The sequence below is a fragment of the Lysinibacillus sp. JNUCC-52 genome, assembly GCF_015999545.1.
Lineage (GTDB): Bacteria > Bacillota > Bacilli > Bacillales_A > Planococcaceae > Lysinibacillus.
In genome coordinates this window covers 2,399,358-2,419,424 of record NZ_CP065546.1, presented here as the reverse complement: position 1 = coordinate 2,419,424, position 20,067 = coordinate 2,399,358, and the positions used below count along the sequence as shown (strand labels likewise).

19 protein-coding genes and 1 riboswitch are annotated in these 20,067 nt (G+C 37.2%); of the genes, 11 read left to right on the top strand and 8 right to left on the bottom strand.

Going from position 1 to position 20,067, the window contains the following annotated elements:
* Positions 1–6: 6 nt before the first annotated feature.
* Positions 7–687 carry a GNAT family N-acetyltransferase gene (locus JNUCC52_RS11945; protein WP_337980039.1) on the top strand — a complete coding sequence of 227 codons (681 nt, stop codon included), beginning with the start codon at positions 7–9 and terminating at the stop codon, positions 685–687.
* Between the two features lie 65 nt (positions 688–752).
* Here the strand turns inward: JNUCC52_RS11945 and JNUCC52_RS11940 are convergent, their stop codons facing one another.
* A complete protein-coding gene (locus tag JNUCC52_RS11940; protein ID WP_173478840.1) occupies positions 753–1,463 on the bottom strand; it encodes a Fe-S oxidoreductase in 711 nt (236 codons plus the stop codon).
* 117 nt (positions 1,464–1,580) lie between these two features.
* Here JNUCC52_RS11940 and JNUCC52_RS11935 point away from each other — a divergent pair, with 117 nt between their 5' ends.
* Complete coding sequence (locus JNUCC52_RS11935) at positions 1,581–2,012, top strand: DUF4395 domain-containing protein (RefSeq protein ID WP_173478759.1); 432 nt, start codon at positions 1,581–1,583, stop codon at positions 2,010–2,012.
* A gap of 253 nt (positions 2,013–2,265) precedes the next feature.
* On the opposite strand, the gene JNUCC52_RS11930 is transcribed toward JNUCC52_RS11935, so the two are convergent.
* From JNUCC52_RS11930 to JNUCC52_RS11920, 3 genes are all read right to left on the bottom strand, one after another.
* Positions 2,266–3,240, bottom strand: a complete 975-nt coding sequence (locus JNUCC52_RS11930; protein WP_337980038.1) for a DMT family transporter — start codon at positions 3,238–3,240, stop codon at positions 2,266–2,268.
* 319 nt (positions 3,241–3,559) lie between these two features.
* Positions 3,560–4,789 (bottom strand): peptidase T, encoded by a 1,230-nt coding sequence (pepT, locus tag JNUCC52_RS11925; protein WP_173478757.1) that lies wholly within the window; start codon positions 4,787–4,789, stop codon positions 3,560–3,562.
* A gap of 70 nt (positions 4,790–4,859) precedes the next feature.
* Positions 4,860–5,510, bottom strand: coding sequence for a lysoplasmalogenase (locus tag JNUCC52_RS11920; protein WP_337980037.1), 651 nt, complete (start codon positions 5,508–5,510; stop codon positions 4,860–4,862).
* A 191-nt stretch (positions 5,511–5,701) separates the two neighbouring features.
* On the opposite strand from JNUCC52_RS11920, the gene JNUCC52_RS11915 reads away from it, so the two are divergent.
* Positions 5,702–7,381, top strand: coding sequence for a hypothetical protein (locus JNUCC52_RS11915; RefSeq protein ID WP_173478755.1), 1,680 nt, complete (start codon positions 5,702–5,704; stop codon positions 7,379–7,381).
* A gap of 47 nt (positions 7,382–7,428) precedes the next feature.
* Here JNUCC52_RS11915 and JNUCC52_RS11910 read toward each other — a convergent pair whose 3' ends face one another.
* Positions 7,429–7,854, bottom strand: coding sequence for a hypothetical protein (locus tag JNUCC52_RS11910; protein ID WP_173478754.1), 426 nt, complete (start codon positions 7,852–7,854; stop codon positions 7,429–7,431).
* Positions 7,855–8,055: 201 nt separating this feature from the next.
* Complete coding sequence (gene chrR, locus JNUCC52_RS11905) at positions 8,056–8,787, bottom strand: class II chromate reductase ChrR (RefSeq protein WP_173478753.1); 732 nt, start codon at positions 8,785–8,787, stop codon at positions 8,056–8,058.
* A gap of 304 nt (positions 8,788–9,091) precedes the next feature.
* On the opposite strand from chrR, the gene scpC reads away from it, so the two are divergent.
* Entirely contained in the window at positions 9,092–10,612 is a 1,521-nt protein-coding gene (gene scpC, locus JNUCC52_RS11900; protein ID WP_337980036.1) for a succinyl-CoA:acetate CoA-transferase ScpC, read from the top strand.
* A gap of 165 nt (positions 10,613–10,777) precedes the next feature.
* Here scpC and JNUCC52_RS11895 read toward each other — a convergent pair whose 3' ends face one another.
* Positions 10,778–11,419, bottom strand: coding sequence for a glycerol-3-phosphate acyltransferase (locus JNUCC52_RS11895; protein ID WP_337980035.1), 642 nt, complete (start codon positions 11,417–11,419; stop codon positions 10,778–10,780).
* A gap of 157 nt (positions 11,420–11,576) precedes the next feature.
* A riboswitch (SAM riboswitch) is annotated at positions 11,577–11,691 on the top strand.
* Between the two features lie 113 nt (positions 11,692–11,804).
* Here JNUCC52_RS11895 and JNUCC52_RS11890 point away from each other — a divergent pair.
* From JNUCC52_RS11890 to JNUCC52_RS11880, 3 genes are all read left to right on the top strand, one after another.
* Positions 11,805–13,106 (top strand): O-acetylhomoserine aminocarboxypropyltransferase/cysteine synthase family protein, encoded by a 1,302-nt coding sequence (locus tag JNUCC52_RS11890; protein ID WP_337980034.1) that lies wholly within the window; start codon positions 11,805–11,807, stop codon positions 13,104–13,106.
* A gap of 406 nt (positions 13,107–13,512) precedes the next feature.
* On the top strand, positions 13,513–13,899 hold the full coding sequence (locus JNUCC52_RS11885) for a hypothetical protein (protein WP_337980033.1): 387 nt from the start codon (positions 13,513–13,515) through the stop codon (positions 13,897–13,899).
* A 408-nt stretch (positions 13,900–14,307) separates the two neighbouring features.
* Positions 14,308–15,294: a homoserine dehydrogenase gene (locus JNUCC52_RS11880; protein WP_173478748.1), complete on the top strand. Its 987-nt coding sequence runs from the start codon at positions 14,308–14,310 to the stop codon at positions 15,292–15,294.
* 62 nt (positions 15,295–15,356) lie between these two features.
* Here the strand turns inward: JNUCC52_RS11880 and JNUCC52_RS11875 are convergent, their stop codons facing one another.
* Positions 15,357–15,587: a MerR family transcriptional regulator gene (locus JNUCC52_RS11875; protein ID WP_337980032.1), complete on the bottom strand. Its 231-nt coding sequence runs from the start codon at positions 15,585–15,587 to the stop codon at positions 15,357–15,359.
* A gap of 157 nt (positions 15,588–15,744) precedes the next feature.
* On the opposite strand from JNUCC52_RS11875, the gene JNUCC52_RS11870 reads away from it, so the two are divergent.
* From JNUCC52_RS11870 to JNUCC52_RS11855, 4 genes are all read left to right on the top strand, one after another.
* Positions 15,745–16,602 (top strand): DMT family transporter, encoded by an 858-nt coding sequence (locus JNUCC52_RS11870; RefSeq protein ID WP_139859505.1) that lies wholly within the window; start codon positions 15,745–15,747, stop codon positions 16,600–16,602.
* A gap of 103 nt (positions 16,603–16,705) precedes the next feature.
* Complete coding sequence (locus JNUCC52_RS11865; RefSeq protein ID WP_139859503.1) at positions 16,706–17,398, top strand: response regulator transcription factor; 693 nt, start codon at positions 16,706–16,708, stop codon at positions 17,396–17,398.
* Positions 17,376–17,531 (top strand): hypothetical protein, encoded by a 156-nt coding sequence (locus tag JNUCC52_RS11860; RefSeq protein WP_173478747.1) that lies wholly within the window; start codon positions 17,376–17,378, stop codon positions 17,529–17,531. The genes JNUCC52_RS11865 and JNUCC52_RS11860 overlap by 23 nt, the downstream gene beginning before the upstream one ends.
* 15 nt (positions 17,532–17,546) lie before the next feature.
* Complete coding sequence (locus tag JNUCC52_RS11855) at positions 17,547–19,733, top strand: histidine kinase dimerization/phospho-acceptor domain-containing protein (RefSeq protein ID WP_337980031.1); 2,187 nt, start codon at positions 17,547–17,549, stop codon at positions 19,731–19,733.
* Positions 19,734–20,067 lie beyond the last annotated feature (334 nt).

The following is a 20,067-nucleotide window of genomic DNA, read 5'->3' as shown; positions in this document are numbered from 1 at the left end:
TTCGACATGGAAAGAATTTATGAAGGAATACTCGGAGAAACGCCTTTTTATGTTACGAAATTACAGATGCAGCATTTACCAGCGATAGAAAAATTACAGCAAGAGGTATATGAAGCATTGCCCGACCAAAGTATTTTACAGCCATTAACTACAGAAGAATTTGAATTCATCTTACAGGGAAATGGTTTAATGATTGGGGCATACGTTGATAAAGCGTTGATTGGTTTTCGTGCATTACTGAATCCACCTATTGATAACGAGCACCTTGGATATGATTGCGGTATTGCGGAGGACCAATTCCATCGCGTGCTATATCAAGAGATATCCAATGTTTCGCCACACTATCGAGGCTACGGACTACAAAAAACGTTAGCAACAATTGTGATGAATGAAATTGATTTAGATAGCTATGACTATGTTTGCTCTACGGTTAAACCGTTTAATATACCAAGCTTAAAAGATAAATTTTCTCAGGGACTAGTAATTAAGGGCTTGAAAATTAAGTACGTTGATAAATTGCGTTATATTTTTTATAAAAATTTACAACAAGAGCAGCCAGTATATACTGAAAAAAAAGCTGTTTTAATGCGCGATACAACCTTACAGCAACAACTTTTAAAAGAGGGCTATACGGGAACGGCCATGTATGAAGAGCAAAATGATTGGTTCGTAGTCTTTGAAAGATAAACCGAATGTTAACTTAAAAAGTAAGCCTTACTTTTTCACATGAATGTGAGAAGTAAGGCTTTTTGTTATTTCTTTAGTGGACAAAAGCCGCATGCAAGTAGGCCGGGAATATCCTTTGAAAAGCAACATGATTTACGGACAGGCACATTCACTAAATTAGTAGGGCTCTGACCGCCAGTATATTCTGCCCACCACGATTTTTGTGAAAAGCGAGCCCATGTTTTTGGGTTTTCTAAAATCTCGATATCGTCCATTGCCTGATCAGCCAAGCCTGGATTAGACAACAGTATATGGTAATGCCAAAGAAGGTAGCCAAAGAAATTTTCCCAAATTGTTAATGGTGAAATCGATGTTACTTTACGCAGTTGCTGAACAATAACATGCCCGTCATATAAAATTTTTTCAATAACAGCTTGTCGCTCTTCTTCATCCACATAACGCCAATCGTTAGGATTAACGAACATTGCGACAGTAAAGCTATTGAATTCCTTAGCTGCATCAAAGCGAATCTCAATTGGTTTTCCATCCCATACTTCATCGTAGGCAGCAAGCATATAAAGCTGCATAGCGAAAAACATCCCATAGCGACGTGCAAAATGGGAAATAGCTGCTGTTTCTGTTGCAGCATCTGTAATGCCCATCATTAGATTTAAAAAATCAGGATGGTAAAAGTCTTTATGTATATCAGCCAATGTAAATAACGTTCGTTTTGGCTCCGTTGTATAAATACTGTAGGAATTCAGTTGTCTGACTTGATCCATCGTTAAAGCGGGCATTGTCATCACCTTTTCTTTTCAATCTTTAACCTCAATTATAAGTTATTCATTTTTACTTCACAAATGGAATGCAGTATAGTAAAATACATTAAACATATCTGAAAGGTAGGTTTTTATATGGCATTGCCAACTGCAATTCCAAGACCGCTCGTACGACTCAATCAGTGGACAATATTATTAAGTGTTATACTGACTTGGGTAACAGGGGTTGAATGGATATTAGCGATTCCGTTAAGTGCAAATTTACTCGGTGTTTTGTGTAATTTTAATCCCATCATTCGATTTGGAAAGCTATTTTTAAAAAAAGCACCTGCTGCGTATATCCCAGAGGACGCACAGCAGCAAAAGTTTAATTCAAGTATTGCAAGCATATGTTTAGCTGGTGGTCTTGTCGCTTTTATGTTTAATTGGCAAGCAGTAGGCTATGTCTTTACAACGATGGTAGCGATTGCTTCATCAGTTGCAATTGCAGGGTTTTGTATTGGTTGCTTTTTGCATTTTCAGCTAAAGCAATGGCAATATCGACGTTCACTTAAGAAAGCCATGTAATCATTAAAAAAATTTTTAAGATAGTAGTTGACAATTTAACTGATAATGATTATCATTATCATTGTAAAGATTATTCCTTCTCTGCAAAACAAGTGTAGAGAGGATGAACTTTAGCTACTTTTCTCCAGAAGTTTGCTAGTTCATAAAGCGCTCCTAAAACCCCCCTCATTTTTTGGGAACGTAAAATCTCTAGACGGCTTATTCATAACGGAATGAGCCGTCATTTTTATGTGTAAAAGTTGATTAGCCTATGTTAGGTTGACTGCTCAGAAGGGGTAGATTGTTGGGAAACACTTTTCTTTCCAAGCACCATCGTATAGTAGCTATGCAGCAACATGCCAACAATAATAATACCAAGTCCAGCGAGCGCAATAGGCTCTGGAAACGCGATTCCGAGTAGTAACGCCTCTCCAATAATGACAAATAGTATTTCAGTCGATTGTGTCGCTTCAACAGCGGCTAATTTGCCTTGATGTTCATGAACACGATCAGTGGCAATGAAAAATAGAATCGTTGCAATAACGCCAGAGCTAATCCCAACTAGTAGCGATTGAAGCACTTGGCTTAATGAAGGCAGTCCAACTGTTAAAATGGCGTAAATGGCCATGACAATCCATGCAGGCATTGAAGCAACTGTCATGCCAAGCACTCGCTGAAATGTATCCACACGTCCTCCGCATACTTCCATCATTTTACGATTACCGAGAGGGTAAGCAAATGCAGCAACAACGACAGGTAAAATGCCTAATAAAAGATTTTTTGTTGGAACAGATTGTGCTTGTGGTACTTGAATTAATAAAATTCCTACTAAAATAACACAGGAAATAAGTAAAGATATTAACGGGATTTTTTGTCGTACTGTTTTTCCAGCAATTACTGTGATAAAGAAGGGGGCGAGTAGAACACCCGCAACAATTGTAAATTGCCATGTTCCAGAAACGAGCCACCCTGGACCGAACGCAGCTGCAAAGGTAATTGGTGCATAAAATAGCACGAAGCCAACGAAGCTCCACAGTAGCCATGCTACAGGTCTACTTTTCATTTCATTTGTTAGTTGCAAAAAGCCTTTACGATAAAAGACGATAGCTAGTAAAAAGGGCAACATGAAAAAGTAACGAAGTGATGCACTCCAGAGCCAACTGCCTCCTTGCATTTCCATCGAGTGATTTAAAATAAATGTCACTGCAAAAAATAGTGAAGCTAAAATGCCTAATGCAATTTCTTTCAAAATTCATCATCCTAACTTTTATGTAATTTGAAAATTCAGTTATTATTATCGAGAAATTAACAAGGAGTCATCTTTAACTTGCTTCAGCAGACTTCACATATTTTTGCGCGGGCATTAAAATATCTGGACGTAGTAAGCCGAGGTGTAATAAATGATGAAAAAATCCGCGTTGACTCCTAATAAAAAGCAAACGCACGGGCCTAGTTGCTTTACTAGTCGTACCTTACCCATCGGGAGCGAAGCGGATTTTAGTATCTTGAAGACTTTTTAGAGAGTCCTCGCTTTCAATTGTTTCTTATCGCTCGAATGTAAAAATGACTTATTTGCCTTGTTGTTCAAATAATTGCACGATTTCAATAATAACATGAGTAGCTTTTTCCATTGTTTCGGCAGATACATATTCGTATTTACCATGCATGTTCTCGCCACCTGCAAAAATGTTTGGCGTTGGTAAGCCCATATAGGAAAGTTGAGAGCCATCAGTACCACCACGAATCGGTAATGTATTCGGTGTAATATCTAATTTTTCCATTGCTTGACGTGCAATGTCAACAATTTCTTTTACAGGTTCAATTTTTTCACCCATGTTATAGTATTGGTCCTCAATAGAAATTGTCAGTGCATCCTTCCCAAACTGAGCTTGTATTTTGGCAGCAGCATCACGCATTAATTGCTTTTTCGCTTCAAATTTATGACGATCATGGTCACGTACAATATAAGAAAGCTCTGTATGTTCAATAGCACCTTTAAAGCCCATTAAATGGATAAATCCTTCATAGCCTTCTGTTTTTTCAGGTACTGCATCTGTAGGCATTTCGTTTTGGAAAGCAATAGCCATCGTGATAGAGTTGACCATTTTATTTTTTGCTGAGCCTGGGTGTACGCTTGTTCCTTTTGTTATCACTTTAACACCCGCAGCATTAAAGCTTTCGTATTGTAGCTCGCCTAGTGGTCCGCCATCCATTGTATAGGCGTAATCAGCTCCAAATGCAGCAACATCAAATTTATGAGGTCCACGACCAATTTCCTCATCAGGAGTGAACGCTACACGTAATTTACCGTGCTTAATTGAAGGATTATTGATTAAGTATTCCATAGCAGTCATAATTTCAGCAATGCCCGCTTTATCGTCCGCACCTAAAAGTGTCGTACCATCTGTTGTAATTAACGTTTGCCCAATGTAGTTTTTTAGCTCAGGGAATTCAGTGGGAGACATGATTAAATTCTCGTTTAATTGAATGTCACCGCCATCGTAATTGTCGATTCGTTGTGGTTGTACATTTTTACCAGTGTAGTCTGTTGCTGTATCCACATGCGCTAAAAAGCCGATTGTTGGTACTTCTTTATCTGTATTTGCTTCAAGTGTTGCAAATAAATAGCCATTGTCATCTAATGTAATGTCTGTTAAGCCGATTGCGGCAAGCTCATCCTTCAATACATGCAATAAGTCAAATTGCTTTTGAGTGGAAGGAGTTGTTTCACTTGTGAAGTCTGATTGTGTATCGATTTTTGCGTAGCGAATTAATCGCTCGATTACTTGTTCTTTCATAGAATATATGGCCTCCTTTGTAGGTGTCTGGCACTCAAACAATTCAGAATTGTTTGAGTGCCAGGCACTTTCATTGTACCACTTTACTTCGGATTTCGGAATATTGAAGGATACTCAATGCAATAAGTATTTGAGCACTATAATAGGTCATCATAATAACCTCATGTGAAAAAGGTAAAGGCAAAACAAATTTATTTATCGCTAAATAGGAATCTGATGCGATAAATAATATTGCACCGATAATAGCGAAAGAGGAACCAGTTCGAATGGCAGTCCAGCCCATTGTTAAAATAATTGAAATATACGCTAACACTGCAAAAGTAAGAACTGTTTCACCAGATTTAAAGACTGTAGTGGCAATCCAGCTTGCCATCGCTACTCCATATAGAAGTAATACAACCTTTGCCCAAGTTGGCACAGGTTGTTCATTAGTACTTGAAAAGGCAAAAATATAAAAAATATGGCCAATTAAGAAGCTTGTAAGACCAATAAGAAACCATTGTAATGTGTAGTCACCTACCATACAAAATATTAGCCCAATAACTATTAATAGTTGATATTTTTTTATAGATTTTGTTTTCTGGGTTGCAGCCATTACTATAATCAAAATCATAGGGATAACTTTGTATAGTAGTTTCAAACTTTGGTCAATATGAGAAAAGAAAAAAATGTAATAAAGACCAAAAAGTACGGCTAACGTTAACAAAATTTTTCTAGCCAAATTTTTCAGCTCCTTTACATTACAATTCTTTATCGTTGTTTAAATTTCCTTTTTCCAGCAAAAGCTCTTTATACCTTGTAATGTTCGGCTATTAAGAGGGAGGGAGTCCGTTCAACTTCAATTTATGTTTGAAACTTTTTTAATATGTAACCGTAAATAAGTAGACAGTAAGTGAGGAGAGGGTGAACGATATGACGAAGTTATTAATAGCTTCTGCAGTCATTGCATTAATTGCGAGTGTACTATTAACACCGCTAATAACGAAGAAGCGTGAAGATGGGGAATCGAAAAAAGTAGTCGGTTACTTTTTTATTGGTGTCTTTGTTATAGGATTTATAGCGTCGGGTATTACGCTATATGTTACAAAAATTGACGTGAACTGGCTTGTCTTTTGGCCAGTAATTATACTACTAACTTTAGGTGGAGCATTTCTTGCAAGTGGTATTGAGAGAAAGATTAAAGGTGTTTTGTTTTTAGCGAGCTTAGTTGTAGGGGTCTATGTATTGTCCGCTCCACTGTGGAACGCGAATGATAAATTCAAATCAGCGGAAATGAAAGAAGAGGTGGAGATTAAGCCGTTTGATGAGACGCAAACACCAGCGAGTGTCCCGCCTAAATTTGTCCGAAATAAAATGAAAAAAGCATTTGGGCAAGTTCCAAATACAAGTTATTATGAGCTAGGACGATTACAAATTCAGAAGGTGAATGGTGAGTATGTTTATATCGCACCAGTTGAATTTTCAGGTTTCTTTAAATGGATGAATGGTAAGACAACACCAGGTTATTTTACAATGAGTGCCACGGACTCAGCTGATAATCCTAAATTTGTCCCACAGGAAATGAAATATGTTCCTTCAGCTTATTTAAATGCTAATTTAGAGCGTCATATACGCTTGCAACATCCATTCCTTATTTTCTATGGAGATGTTCAGCTAGAAATTGATGATGAGGGTAAACCATACTATATCCGTTCTTATGGGGAATTTATATCTGCACGAAATGGCTTTGATGTACAGGGCATTGTACTTGTAGATGCATTGACAGGTAAATCTGAGCTTGTAAAATTGGATGATGTTCCTGCATTTATAGATGGTGCTGTTTCACCTGAGACAGTAAGTTTACAAAATAGCTATTATGGAAAATACGTTCATGGTTACTGGAACAGTATGTTTGGTAAGAAGGATGTTAAGCTACCTTCAGACGAAGGCACTGAGTCCAATGTCAGCCCGATATTTGATGAGGCAGGCGATATGTATTATTTCACTGACTTCACAAGTCCAAAAGAGGGCGTCGATTCAATGCTCGGCTACTCATTAACGAATGCTCGAACTGGGGAAGCGACATATTATACAGGAAATCAAAATGAATCTTATATGGATTCACAAGGGAATTTGCAAATTATTGAAAAGAAATTTATAGAGAAAAAGTGGGCAGGAGAAATGCCTGTATTGTATAACTTTTATGGTGAGGCAAGTTGGTTAACTGCAGTGCTGGATGCTAATGGCTTCTTACAAAATTATTTCATCGTGTCGGCAGCAAATCCTGAAATTTCAGCCTATGCAACTACACCGAAAGAAGCGTTGAAATTATATAAAACTGCACTTAGCCGCGGTGGAAGTACGGTTGATGGTAGTTCTAATGCAGAAGAGAAAAATGCAAGTGGAACAGTACTACGCGTTTATAAAGAACGACTTGGTGACTTTACTATCGTATCGTTTTTACTGAGTAATGGTGAGAACTATTTAGTAAGTGCAGAAACGGAACCCCTTGCAATTTATTTACAAGAAGGTGACGAAGTAGTAATAACTTATGGCGATACAGGAGAGCAATTTTTACCAGTGCGCTCTTTAATGATTAAAGGTATTCAATAAACAAAAGACGATCAGCACAATGAATTTTGTTGTTTTGATCGTCTTTTTTATATAGTTTGATTCTCAATGTAGCGTAGCAGCTTTTCTTTATGATTGGAAAAGAGTGTTGCGGCGTGATCGTTTAAAGCGAAAATCTCTTGAATATAGCCTTGTAACAAATTACTTTCATACTCCAAAGAATGAGCTGTTTCGTTTGCTATAATATGCTCCAATAAAAGTGCATGCAGTACAACCACTTCTAAGTTTTGAGTATTTGTCACAAATTTTAAATTTAAAATGGATGTATAGGAAACAAATTGATCGACATATGCAACGGCATCATTGTAGTGAGTGAGATCGATATGTTGTTCAAGTCGCTTTCTTAAAAGTAAGCACTCATTATTTAAGTCTTGAATCTTTAAAAATAAACCTCTTACGCTCCTCTTATGTTGTTGTTCTAGGGTACGAGCAAGATGCTTATTAACAAAGGACATTTTACATAACTCCTTTCGAGATAGGGTCCTTCTAATAGTATTAATGGAAATGTTGGAAAAGGGAAGAGTCTTTTCGTTTAATTTATACCTAAAATTAACATACCCATCAAGACAAATATACTAGATTGGCAATAAAAAAAGGGCAAAAATATGAAAAAAGTGGAGTTATTATCATACGATAGTAACCCCACTTTAGTAATGTTATTTCCAATTAAATCCTTTTTGTGCTAGGAAGCTATTGATGTGTGGACGACGCTGTTCTACTAAAAAATCAGCCATTTGCTTTGTCCAATTGTCAATTTTACGATTTGAGGAGCGACTATTGTAATATGCTTCCATAGTTTCATTGTAAGCAGGTAACAGTTCCTCATATTTTGCTGTATCATATCCATTTTCATGGAGTATAGCAGCAACTGGTAAACGAGGCTTCACCTCATTGCGTCGAGCTGGAACGCCAATTGTTAAACCGAACAATGGGAAGACATAATCAGGTAGATTAAATAATTCACTTATTTCTTCTGGCTTATTACGTACACCGCCTATATAACAAATACCATATCCCATAGATTCAGCTGCAATAACAAAATTTTGCGCAAATAATGCGACATCTGCGACACCTACTAGAACGTTTTCAGCCGAATCTGCAACGATATCAACGCCCTCTAATTTGCCAGCCATTTGTAGTCGTTTAAAGTCTACACAAAATACAAAAGCACCACCAGCGGTTTCGTATTGACGTGGATTTCCTGAAAGTAAACCTAGTTTTTCTTTTTTCTCCTCGTCTGTAACCCAAATTACGCTATATGCTTGTACAAAGTGAGAAGTTGCTGCCATCTGGGCAGTAGCAATTAAATCTTCAACGATTTCCTTAGATATAGGATTTCCATCATAAATACGAACCGAAGAGTGGTTACGTAATAATTCTTTAACCATCTAAAAAGTCCCCTTTTCCCAATTATATATACCAAGAGCATATCATGATTTTTGACTAAAATCGAATCAAATCCCATATGGAGTAACTATTAAAATTAAACTATTTTCAAATAATTAAGGCAAATTATAAATACGCTCGTTAAGTAAAATATTTTGTTAGATATAGCTTAAATGTTCTGAATAGTGTAAAATTATGTATGACGACAGGTTATTTATCTCCTGTTTTTTTACATTGGTTGGGTGTACCAATGTGAAGGAAAATAATCGAGTTGAAGTAAATATATGTGGGATGGAGGAATAAGGAATGGATGAAAAGTTAGCAAAAAAGCTTCGTAATGAACAATTACGAAACAAAGTTGTAACAGCAGAAGAAGCAGCATCTTGGATTAAGGACGGCATGGTACTTGGCATGAGCGGATTTACACGTGCAGGTGACGTAAAAGTGGTACCGCTTGCACTTGTTGAGAAAGCAAAAACAGAAAGTTTCAAGGTGGATGTATATACAGGTGCATCACTTGGACCAGAAGTTGACCAATACTTAGCAGAAGCGGGTGTTATTCGCAAGCGTGGACCTTTCCAAGGAGACGCAGGCATTCGAAACATGATTAATAGTGGAGAAGTTACGTATGTTGATGCCCACCTATCACACAATGCTGAATTAGTACGTCAGGGCATCATTGGTCCGATAGACTTTGCTATTATTGAAGCTGCTGCTATTACAGAAGATGGCTTATTAATTCCTACAACTTCAGTTGGTAACTCTCCGATTTTCGTACAAGAAGCAGATCAAATTATCATCGAGCTAAACATAGCACAGCTGGATGCATTAGAAGGTGTGCATGATATTTTTGTTCCAGGACCACAAGGTAAACGTGATCCAATTCCAATGCTAAATGTGTCAGATCGTCTTGGTACAATAGGGATTCCACTAAATTTAGATAAAGTTAAAGGTATTGTTATTTCAGATATTTTAGATGCGCCATCAATGATTGTTCCTGCTGATGAAGAAACAGATATTATGGCAAATCATCTATTGAATTTCTTAAGAGAAGAAATAAAAGTAGGTCGTTTAACGACAAGTTTACGTCCACTACAATCAGGTGTAGGTTCGGTGGCGAATGCTGTCTTGTTAGGTTTCAAAGATTCCGAGTTTGAAAATTTAGAAGTTTATTCGGAAGTGCTACAGGATGCAGTATTTGAATTAATGGATGCTGGAAAAGTAAGCTTTGCATCTGCTACTTCTATTACCCTATCTGAGAAAGTAGGAAACCAGGTTTACGGGAATTTTGAAAAATATGCAGATAAATTAGTATTACGACCACAGGAAATTTCTAATCACCCAGAAATTATTCGTCGACTCGGCTTAATATCTGTAAATACAGCGCTTGAATTGGATATTTACGGTAATGTGAATTCGACTCATGTTTCTGGTACAAAGATGATGAATGGTATTGGAGGCTCTGGTGATTTTGCTCGTAATGCACGATTAGGTATTTTCGTAACAAAATCGTATGCAAAAGGCGGGAAAATTTCTAGTATCGTTCCTATGGTTTCACATGTAGATCATACAGAACATGATGTAGATATTATTGTAACAGAGCAAGGAGTTGCAGACTTAAGAGGTTTAGCACCTAAAGAGCGTGTTGGCCTAATCATTGAAAACTGTGCGCATCCTGATTATAAAGAGCAATTATGGGCGTACTTTAATGACGCTAATGAAGCAACAGGTGGTCACCATACACCGCATGATTTAGAAAAAGCACTTTCTTGGCATGTGAATTTAGCAAAGAATGGTACAATGCTAGACCCATCATTTGCTAAATAATATATTTAAAAAAAGTGTTAGATTGACTGCCATCAATCTAACACTTTTTTGCTATGCGATTGTTTTCCTACGAGATCGTAAGCCGCTACCTCGCTGTTTCACCGCCAGTTACGCCTGTGTTTTGTGCTAACTGTAGCAGTTATCGCTTAGGCTCAATCACTTGCTTTATGCGGCTTTTTTAAAGGCAGATGTTACTTTCGGTTCCGTTCCGTTGAATAGTCTTTTAATATTTTCGATATGCAAGATGAACGCTATGCATAAAAGGAGAATAGAAATGATCGTTGGGCCGAGGCCAGGTATCCATAAATAGGTAGCTGTACAAAATACAATATAAAATTCTAACACACCGACAATTAAATAGTTTGTTGCTAAAGATAAAATCACAAATAAGATAAGTGCACATAATGCAATTTTCCAATCGACGGCAAGTAAAATTCCGATAATGGAGGCAGTTCCTTTGCCACCTTTGAAGCCCATATGGAAAGGGAAGTTATGCCCTAAAATAACACTAGCAGCCATTGTATAGATTAAGAGCCACATTTGTACTTCAGTGAATTGTGATGCATTAGAAGATAAGTAGTAAATAGCACAGAGAATAGCACCAACGCCTTTACCAATATCAATTAGGGCCACTAATATGCCGTATTTCCAGCCAAGAGACAGCGTTGCATTTGAAGCACCAGCATTGCCATGACCAGTCTTTTTTAAATCTACACCTGATAGAAATTGTGCCACTTTAGAGCCGTGAATACAGCCAATGAAATAACCAATTATTATAATAATAAAAAATACCATGGCTTTTTCCATAAAAAATGCTCCTTTCATTTTATATTCTTTATATAGTGTATGTGCTCTTATTACGTAAATTAGCAGACAGAAGTTTCAGAAAAAAATAAATTTTACTGTTGACAGAAAAAAAGTCTATGTTTATACTGTGTAACAACGATGGAAATTGAATCACATACTCTTATCAAGAGCGGCGGAGGGAATAGGCCCTACGATGCCCGGCAACCAGTGAGTGACGAACTTGCTAAGGTGCTAATTCCTACAGATTCTTACTTGGATCTGGCAGATAAGGGGAGGAAAACTTGCAACCGCAACCCTCTTCTTAACTGAAGAGGGTTTTTGTTTTCTACACATAAATCCTCCTCATCTCCGGTACCATCGTAAAACCATTAAGGAGGAAGAAAATATGTCGAATTTCAAACCAGAAACATTACTATTACACGGTGGTCAAGAGCCTGACCCAGTAACAGGCTCCCGAACTGTACCAGTGTATCGTTCAACAGCTTTCGTATTTAAAGACACTGCTCATGCGCAACGTCTTTTTGCATTAGAAGAAGCGGGCAATATTTACACACGTATTACAAACCCAACTGTAGATGTTTTTGAAAAACGCGTCGCATTATTGGAAGGCGGGACAGCAGCAGTAGCACTTTCATCAGGTGCAGCAGCTATCGCATTTTCAATTTTAAATCTTGCAGGAGCAGGGGATGAAATTGTAGCAGCAAGCTCTTTATACGGAGGAACATATAACTTATTAGCAAATACACTACCAAACTACGGTATTAAAACAATTTTCGTAGATGAAACAAATCCTGAGAACTTCCGATCTGCGATCAATGAAAACACAAAAGCGGTGTTCGCTGAAATTTACGGCAATCCAAGCTTAAAGGTTTTAGATGTAGAAGCAGTAGCAAATATTGCGCATGAAAATGGACTGCCTTTAATTATCGATAGCACATTTGCCTCACCATACGGCGCAACGCCAATTGACTTTGGTGCAGATATCGTTGTTCACTCCGCGACAAAATGGATTGGTGGACATGGAACAACTTTAGGTGGCGTAGTTGTAGATGCGGGGAAATTTGATTGGACACAAGGAAGATTCCCTAGATTTACAGAGCCAGACACTTCTTATCATGGATTAAGATATGGTATTGATACAGCAGCGGCTGCATTTGCCACAAAACTGCGCGTGCAATTACTACGAGATTTTGGTCCAACATTAAGTGCTGATGCTGCCTTTAACTTACTACAAGGTTTAGAAACGCTTCATTTGCGTATTCCTAAACATAATGAAAATGCATTAGCAGTCGCTGAATATTTACGTAACCACCCATCTGTGGAATATGTGAATTATAATGGATTTGAGGATTTTGCTTCGCATGATTTAGCAAAAAAATACTTGAAAAATGGCTTCGGTTCAGTGCTTACATTTGGCATAAAAGGTGGACGAGAAGCAGGGCGTCAGCTAATAGACAGCGTAAAATTATTCTCACACGTAGCAAACGTTGGAGATGCAAAATCATTAATTATTCATCCAGCATCAACAACACATCAGCAACTATCTGCTGAGGAATTAATCCAAACTGGCGTATCCGAGTCGCTCATTCGCTTATCAATCGGTTTAGAGGCAGTTGAGGATATTATTGCAGACCTAGAGCAAGCAATTGCACAAGTAACAGCAGCTACACAAAAAGTAGAAGCATAACTTAAATTAATAAAACTAGATTCCTGTCGTAGCGTTAACGTATTTTCTCATTCGAAATGCCTCATTTGGTAATGCGTATAACGTTGCTACATCAATCGTTACCTCATTCGGTAAGTTTTCTGAAATTTCCTATATTTAATACCTAGTATTTTTATAAGTATTATTGACTTAATTAAAACCATGCTATATACTAGGGATTAAGTTACATGTTCGAATGGCTACCAACCTAGAACAAAAATTAAAAGTGTCGATGTTACGTAATTCTAAATGCCGTAAATTTTTAGGCGGTAGAACAATCAATTTGTTTTCATAAGTGCTCCCCCACTTTTGAATATATATATAGAGGGTAGCTACATAGCCAGTAGCTACTCTCACTTAAAAAACTGATCGATAAGGAGTGTTGAAAATGGGAAATGTTTATCGTGCACAAAATGTAACAGCTTATATTATTTATGAATTAAATGAAAGTCATCATTTTGTGAACAACAAATCCATTCAAAACATACTTTCGACAGTTGAAACAAAATGGCAACAAACTTTTGGACATAGTGCTTTTGAAGAAATTGTATATGCTAAAGAAAAGGGCTATATAGTCAAAGAAGTTTTTGAAGAGTATGAAGGTTACGGTACAAGCCATATCGCACTACCAGCGACAGAATATTATTTAAAATACGGATCGTTTCAATTAATTGAACGCACATATGCAATACCGAACTTTACACAAGAAGAAGTAACGCTAGTGCGATTAGCTTTAGCTCAATATCGTTATCGATTATTCTTACAAGCAAGTTAACTTTCCCTTATATTTTTTAGCTCATTCTCTACTGCTATAGGGAATGAGTTTTTTATTGTGCAGTTTACTTGTCGAATTAATTACTACTTTTCAAAAATAGCTTATTCTATAAAGGGTATCTTCGTACATATATAATAGAAGAAAGACATTTCATTTTATCGTCAAGATTTGTTCAAAAATTATAGTTTTAATAAAAAAACGTATAATAAAGGCAATGAAACCGATTTCTTTTGCACGCCTAGGGAAAACAATTGTCCTTCCTAGAAAGATTTTTCTTGTGCAATGTATTTATTTGCGTTACAATTTTCTTTAAGTTAAATTTTGAATTATTTGAATATGTGCTTGTAGGCACAGACTTTATATATATATATAAAACTGGAGAAATGTACGTTGGAGGGAATAACAGGTATGGCAACTATAAAGGCAGCGATTTTAGGATTTGGAACAGTAGGTCAAGGTATCTATCATATATTGAATGAAAAGCGTGAAGAACTAAAACGGAAATTAGGCATTGAATTGGAAGTAGCCAAAATATTAGTAACAGATACGAGTCGTGAACGTGTTCCAGGTACTGCTCATTTATTAACAACAAGTATGGATGAGGTTTTAGCGGAGCCTGGCATGCAAGTTGTATTTGAAGCAATTGTTAATGAAGAACCAGCGTTTAGTTATTTAAAGCGTGCTGTTGAACATAAGTGTCATGTAATTACAGCAAACAAAGTGATGTTTGCAAAACGTGGCTTAGAGTTACAAGAGCTTGCAAAGTCAAATGGTGTATTCGTGGGCTTTGAAGCAACAACGGCAGGCGGTGTACCTGTTATTAAAACGATGAAAAATATTTTGCTTGTAAATGATGTGAGCCGTATTCAAGGTGTTTTGAATGGAACATCAAATTATATTTTAACAAAAATGCGCGCACAAGGCTGGTCCTTTGAGCAAGCTTTAAAAGAGGCGCAAAACTTAGGCTACGCAGAAGCTGACCCATATAATGATGTATCTGGTCAAGATGCTTTTAAAAAGTTAATGATTTTAAGTGCATTAGCCTTTGGTGAACAACCCGATTGGGCGGATGTCGAAGTAATTGGTATTGATTGCATCACAGCACAACAAGTAAAGGATGCTTGTGAAAAGGGATTACGTTATCGCCACGTAGCGGAAGTGGAGAAACTTACAAATGGTAAAGTGGTAGCAAAGGTTGGTCCACAATTAGTAGATAAAGAGCATCCACTTTATCCAGTTGATGACGTAAATAATGCGGTTGCACTTGAAACAAATTATATTGGTACATTAACATTAGTTGGTCCAGGTGCAGGAATGTATCCAACGGCAAGTGTAATGGTTGAGGACTATGCTGAGATTATTGGTAAACGTGCTGGATTTGTCGTGAGCATTTAGTTGAGTAGGTGTCAGGCACTCAAACAATTCAAAATTGTTTGAGTGCCTGACACTTTTAATGTTTAGTCTTCGTCCTTCACATCAATATCTTCAGGAATAGGTGTGTTCCGCCAAATTTCTATTTCTTCTTTTATCCGTTCTAACTGTTCAAAATAGGTACTAAATTGGCCACTATTAATCAATATTTGATCCCCATCATAAATGGAACGGATACGCCCTTCGTAAACAAGTCGTAGTATTTGTTCCTCAGGCATACCAAGATCCAACGCTGTTTCTTCAATAGTTTTATACATAATCGGTCGCTCCTTCTAATGTTATTATTATACCTCCTCTTTTATAGAAAACATAATGATGGATTGTTCATCGAGGAAGTAAATTGGTAATTGTTTGATTTTGGATAAATATGTATAGTAGGTAGTGATAGTGTTTTAGGTTAGGAGGGAATCAGCAATGGTCTATCCATATTTTTTTGTACTTCTAGCAGCTATATTATGGGGAATGACAGGGACAGCACAAACTTTTTTAGATAATGGTGTATCGTCATTTGCCGTAGCAACTATTCGCTCAGCAATTGGTGGAGGATTATTATTAGTTGTAGTAGTGTTATTACGTAAAATTACTTTTCGAACATGGTCGTGGAAATGGACAATATTGGCGGCAGCAAGTATTGCATTATTCCAAGGTCTTTTTTTCACATCTATCCGTCTAACAGGCGTAGCAATTGGAACGGTCGTAACAATTGGTAGTGCCCCTATGTTTTCTGGCATATTAGAGTGGATATTATGGAAAACGCGCCCAACAAAAGTTTGGGGCATCGCAACGGTTATGACAATTACAGGGTGTATTCTATTGTTCATCAATAATGGAGATGGAACAATTCATATGGGTGGTGTAGGGCTAGCTATTTGTGCAGGAGTATCCTTTGCTGTTTATACAAATATGAGTAAAAAATTAATGGCACAGCAGGACGCATTACCTGCAGTGGCTATGACATTTTCAATCTGTGCACTTCTATTACTTCCGTTTTCAATTGGCAGTGGATTTAGCTGGCTAGCGGATTTTCAAAACTTATGGACAATGCTTTTTATGGGCGTTATGTGTACAAGCATAGCGTATTTATTGTTTTTAAGTGGTTTACAAAAAATTAGCTCTTCATCTGCTGTAACTTTGTCACTAGCAGAGCCTTTAACTGCGGCAATGTTAGGAGTAGTGCTAGTCGGTGAACATTTAAGTGTAACATCATGGCTTGGTGTTGTAATGCTACTTGGAGGCATTGTGGTTCTTACATTTGCAGGGAGAAAAAAATAGTATGTATGGAAAATGGTAAAAGCTTAAGAAATTCTTCATTTTTATCCTTGTTGGTTTTTAAGATTTTACATGTAGACTATTAATTGAGAGCGAGGTGTATATCATGACGAAGCTAACAGTTCTTGTAACAGACGATGATCAAGATATTCGTGATGGTATTGAAATTTACTTAAAAAATGAAGGTTATCATGTTATTAAGGCGGCTGATGGTGTAGAAGCACTCGAAAAGCTAGAAAATAATGAAGTACATTTAATTATTTTAGATATTATGATGCCCAATATGGATGGTATTACGGCGACGTTTAAAATTAGAGCAGAGCGCAACATTCCAATAATTATGCTGAGTGCGAAAGCTGAAGATGGTGACAAGATTCATGGCTTATCCGTTGGAGCAGATGATTATGTTACGAAACCATTTCATCCATTAGAGCTATTGGCGCGAGTGAAATCACAATTGCGTCGTTATGTACAACTTGGGACGTACAATGACGGCGCGACAAAGGTAGAAATTGATGGCTTAGTGCTCGATGAAGATGCTAAGGAAGTAGTATTGGAAGGCGAACCTGTTCGTTTAACACCAATTGAATATAAAATTACTGAATTACTAATGAAAAATGCAGGACGTGTTTTTTCGATTCGAGAAATTTATGAACGTGTTTGGAATGAGGAAGCTTATAATGCAGAAAATATTGTAGCTGTCCACATTCGAAAAATACGAGAAAAAATTGAAGCGGATCCGAAAAATCCACGTTATTTAAAGGTGGTATGGGGCGTTGGCTATAAAATGGAAAAATAAAATAGAGAAGTATGTAACGATTGCAGGATTCGTGGCAGGTATTATCGGTCTCGTTTATTTCGGTATTTATGCATATCAAATGGTAAATTCCCGCTCCTCCGAAATGCTACAATTTTTCGAAAAAATTTTTTAGAGGGGAATTGAAAACATGACGAAAATTTGGAAGCCTCTTCTTGCACTTATTTGTTTAACATGGTTTATTTTCGGTGTATTTACTTTTTCTAAAATCGGCTATCAATATGTAGGGAAATCGTATTTTCAATCTGGAAATTTTCAAAATGAACTGGATAACTTCCAAGCAGAGCTAGGGCCATTAGTGTTAAATTTACCAACAGCAGAGGAATTGAAGAGCAAGATTACAGTCTCGGACAATGAAGTTGAGGAACACCGCAATTATTATGGCTCACTAGGCACGCAAATTGATAATATAAAGAGTCAATATGAAGAGAAAATTCAAGAAGCTGCTGATAATAATGCCAACGAATTAAAAACAAAGCTTGAAAATGAACGAGATGCCAAAATAACAGATATTACGAAGAACTTTGAAGATGATGAATATGTTCGTAAGAAAATTGTAGCGCAAAAGGGCGCACTCATTGATAAATATATAAAAGCTGTAAAAGATGAAGCAAAGGATTTTGCGAAAAACTATAATTATTTTTCTTATGAATTAACGAATGTTGAAACTGGCGAAACGTTTGAATCAGGAGATATTAATGACAGTAATGTCTACAAAACAACATATATACACCGTCCATTAAGAACAGGAAGTATCAGTAACAATTCAAGTCATTTGTTATATGGTTCGGATGTTTACATTGAATCGGATGTATTGAATGAAACGAGTGAATATACTGGGACAATTACTATTTCTAAAAAAGCGGCCCAATACGCATCAGTGATGGATGGTTATGACCAATTTAAACGCAATCAATACATGTTTTTTGTTATTTGGTTAACAAGTCTGATTGCGGCCTTCTTTGCCTGGAAAGGACGTAAAGAACTTCTACCAGTTATTGGTGGTTTAAAGGAGAAAGAATCTTTAGCCAAGCTTCGCATTGATATTCAAGTTGTATTGTTATTCATAACAGGTTGCCTATATTGGTTTTGTTCACAAATTGCATTCGAAGCAATTGAATATACGTATCAATATAATTATGTCCGATTTTTAATTGACTTTGTATTTAAAGTATTAGTTTTAATCGTTATTAGTGTAGCGTTTTTCGTGCAAGTTATTTGGTTGTATGATCGCGTAAATACAGTGGAAAAGCTAAGTGAAAATGTACAAGATAGTTATTTATGGGGAATAGGAGATTCGATGACTGATTTATTTTTAAATCGATCGATTGCGTTACATTCAATCGTCTTAGTCGCAGCTGCTTTTTTTGGTGGTGGTAGTCTTGTTGCTACTATGGTGGCAGGCGGATTCCCACTCCTCGTATTTGGCGTATGTACGATTGTCGGTATCCCAGCAATGATTGTCTTCCTCTCTAAAATGGGCTATTTAAATCGCATTATGAAGGATACAAAAGATATGGCAGAAGGGCGCCTAAATCGTGATGTGAAAGTAAAGGGGAAATCACCACTCGCAGCCCATGCAGAAAATCTTAATCATTTACGTGAAGGTGTTCGTACTTCCATGCATGAGCAGGCAAAGAGTGAACGTTTAAAAACAGAGTTAATTACAAATGTTAGCCATGATTTACGCACCCCTCTAACTTCGATTATTACGTATACGGATTTACTGAAAAATCCAGATATTACGGAAGAGGAGCGTAAGCAATATATTCAAATTCTCGATAAAAAATCAGACCGCTTAAAAGTACTAATTGAGGATCTCTTTGAAGTATCTAAGATGGCGAGTGGCAATATCGAGCTGCATCGAAGCCGTGTCGATATAACACAGCTCGTTCAGCAGGCGGTAGGGGAGCATGAAGAGGATTTATGTAAGGCACGTTTAGATTTGCGCATGTCGATGCCTAACGACCCTATTTACGCTTATGTTGATGGGCAAAAATGGTGGAGATTAATTGATAATTTAATTGTCAATGTATTGAAATATGCCCTTGAAGGTACACGTGTCTATGTAACGTTAAAAAGAACGGCTAACGGGGATGCTGAATTCACTGTGAAAAATGTTGCCAAATATGAAATAAGCGAAAATGCTGATGAATTATTTGAGCGCTTTAAGAGAGCAGATGCTTCACGTCATACAGAGGGCTCAGGGTTAGGCTTAGCGATTGCTCAATCAATCGTAGATTTGCACGGAGCTCGTATGAGCATAGACGTGGATGGAGATTTATTTAAAGTAATCGTCCGAATACCAGCAGTGTAAAAAGCAGCGGCAAAATTTTTGCCGCTGTTTAAAATTTCTATTTTTAAGAAATCTACTATCCCAAAGGCACGGCTTCTACGGCAAAGCTATTGTAAATTTCATCTATGTAGAATGTATGAAAACTGAGCTTTTCTATCCTTTGGCATTAAACACTTATAGAAGTGTGCACTAGTTGTTGGTAGCGGAGGCGGCGACTCCTGCGGGAACGCACAAAACGTAAGACGCAACAGACCGCGCGTTAGCGAGGGTTGCGGCTTACGGTGTGCCCGCGGAAAGCGTCCGCCGTAGCGGACAACAACGGCAGAGAAAAAGTGTTAGATTGACTACAATCAAT

Coding starts and splice junctions, on each gene's coding strand:
- JNUCC52_RS11935 (WP_173478759.1), top strand. CDS start 1,581: ATGGCATTGCCAACTGCAATTCCAAGACCGCTCGTACGACTCAATCAG.
- pepT (WP_173478757.1), bottom strand. CDS start 4,789: ATGAAAGAACAAGTAATCGAGCGATTAATTCGCTACGCAAAAATCGAT.
- JNUCC52_RS11855 (WP_337980031.1), top strand. CDS start 17,547: ATGACGAAAATTTGGAAGCCTCTTCTTGCACTTATTTGTTTAACATGG.
- JNUCC52_RS11880 (WP_173478748.1), top strand. CDS start 14,308: ATGGCAACTATAAAGGCAGCGATTTTAGGATTTGGAACAGTAGGTCAA.
- scpC (WP_337980036.1), top strand. CDS start 9,092: ATGGATGAAAAGTTAGCAAAAAAGCTTCGTAATGAACAATTACGAAAC.
- JNUCC52_RS11885 (WP_337980033.1), top strand. CDS start 13,513: ATGGGAAATGTTTATCGTGCACAAAATGTAACAGCTTATATTATTTAT.
- JNUCC52_RS11945 (WP_337980039.1), top strand. CDS start 7: ATGGAAAGAATTTATGAAGGAATACTCGGAGAAACGCCTTTTTATGTT.
- JNUCC52_RS11875 (WP_337980032.1), bottom strand. CDS start 15,587: ATGTATAAAACTATTGAAGAAACAGCGTTGGATCTTGGTATGCCTGAG.
- chrR (WP_173478753.1), bottom strand. CDS start 8,787: ATGGTTAAAGAATTATTACGTAACCACTCTTCGGTTCGTATTTATGAT.
- JNUCC52_RS11910 (WP_173478754.1), bottom strand. CDS start 7,854: ATGTCCTTTGTTAATAAGCATCTTGCTCGTACCCTAGAACAACAACAT.
- JNUCC52_RS11890 (WP_337980034.1), top strand. CDS start 11,805: ATGTCGAATTTCAAACCAGAAACATTACTATTACACGGTGGTCAAGAG.
- JNUCC52_RS11940 (WP_173478840.1), bottom strand. CDS start 1,463: ATGCCCGCTTTAACGATGGATCAAGTCAGACAACTGAATTCCTACAGT.
- JNUCC52_RS11915 (WP_173478755.1), top strand. CDS start 5,702: ATGACGAAGTTATTAATAGCTTCTGCAGTCATTGCATTAATTGCGAGT.
- JNUCC52_RS11895 (WP_337980035.1), bottom strand. CDS start 11,419: ATGGAAAAAGCCATGGTATTTTTTATTATTATAATAATTGGTTATTTC.
- JNUCC52_RS11870 (WP_139859505.1), top strand. CDS start 15,745: ATGGTCTATCCATATTTTTTTGTACTTCTAGCAGCTATATTATGGGGA.
- JNUCC52_RS11865 (WP_139859503.1), top strand. CDS start 16,706: ATGACGAAGCTAACAGTTCTTGTAACAGACGATGATCAAGATATTCGT.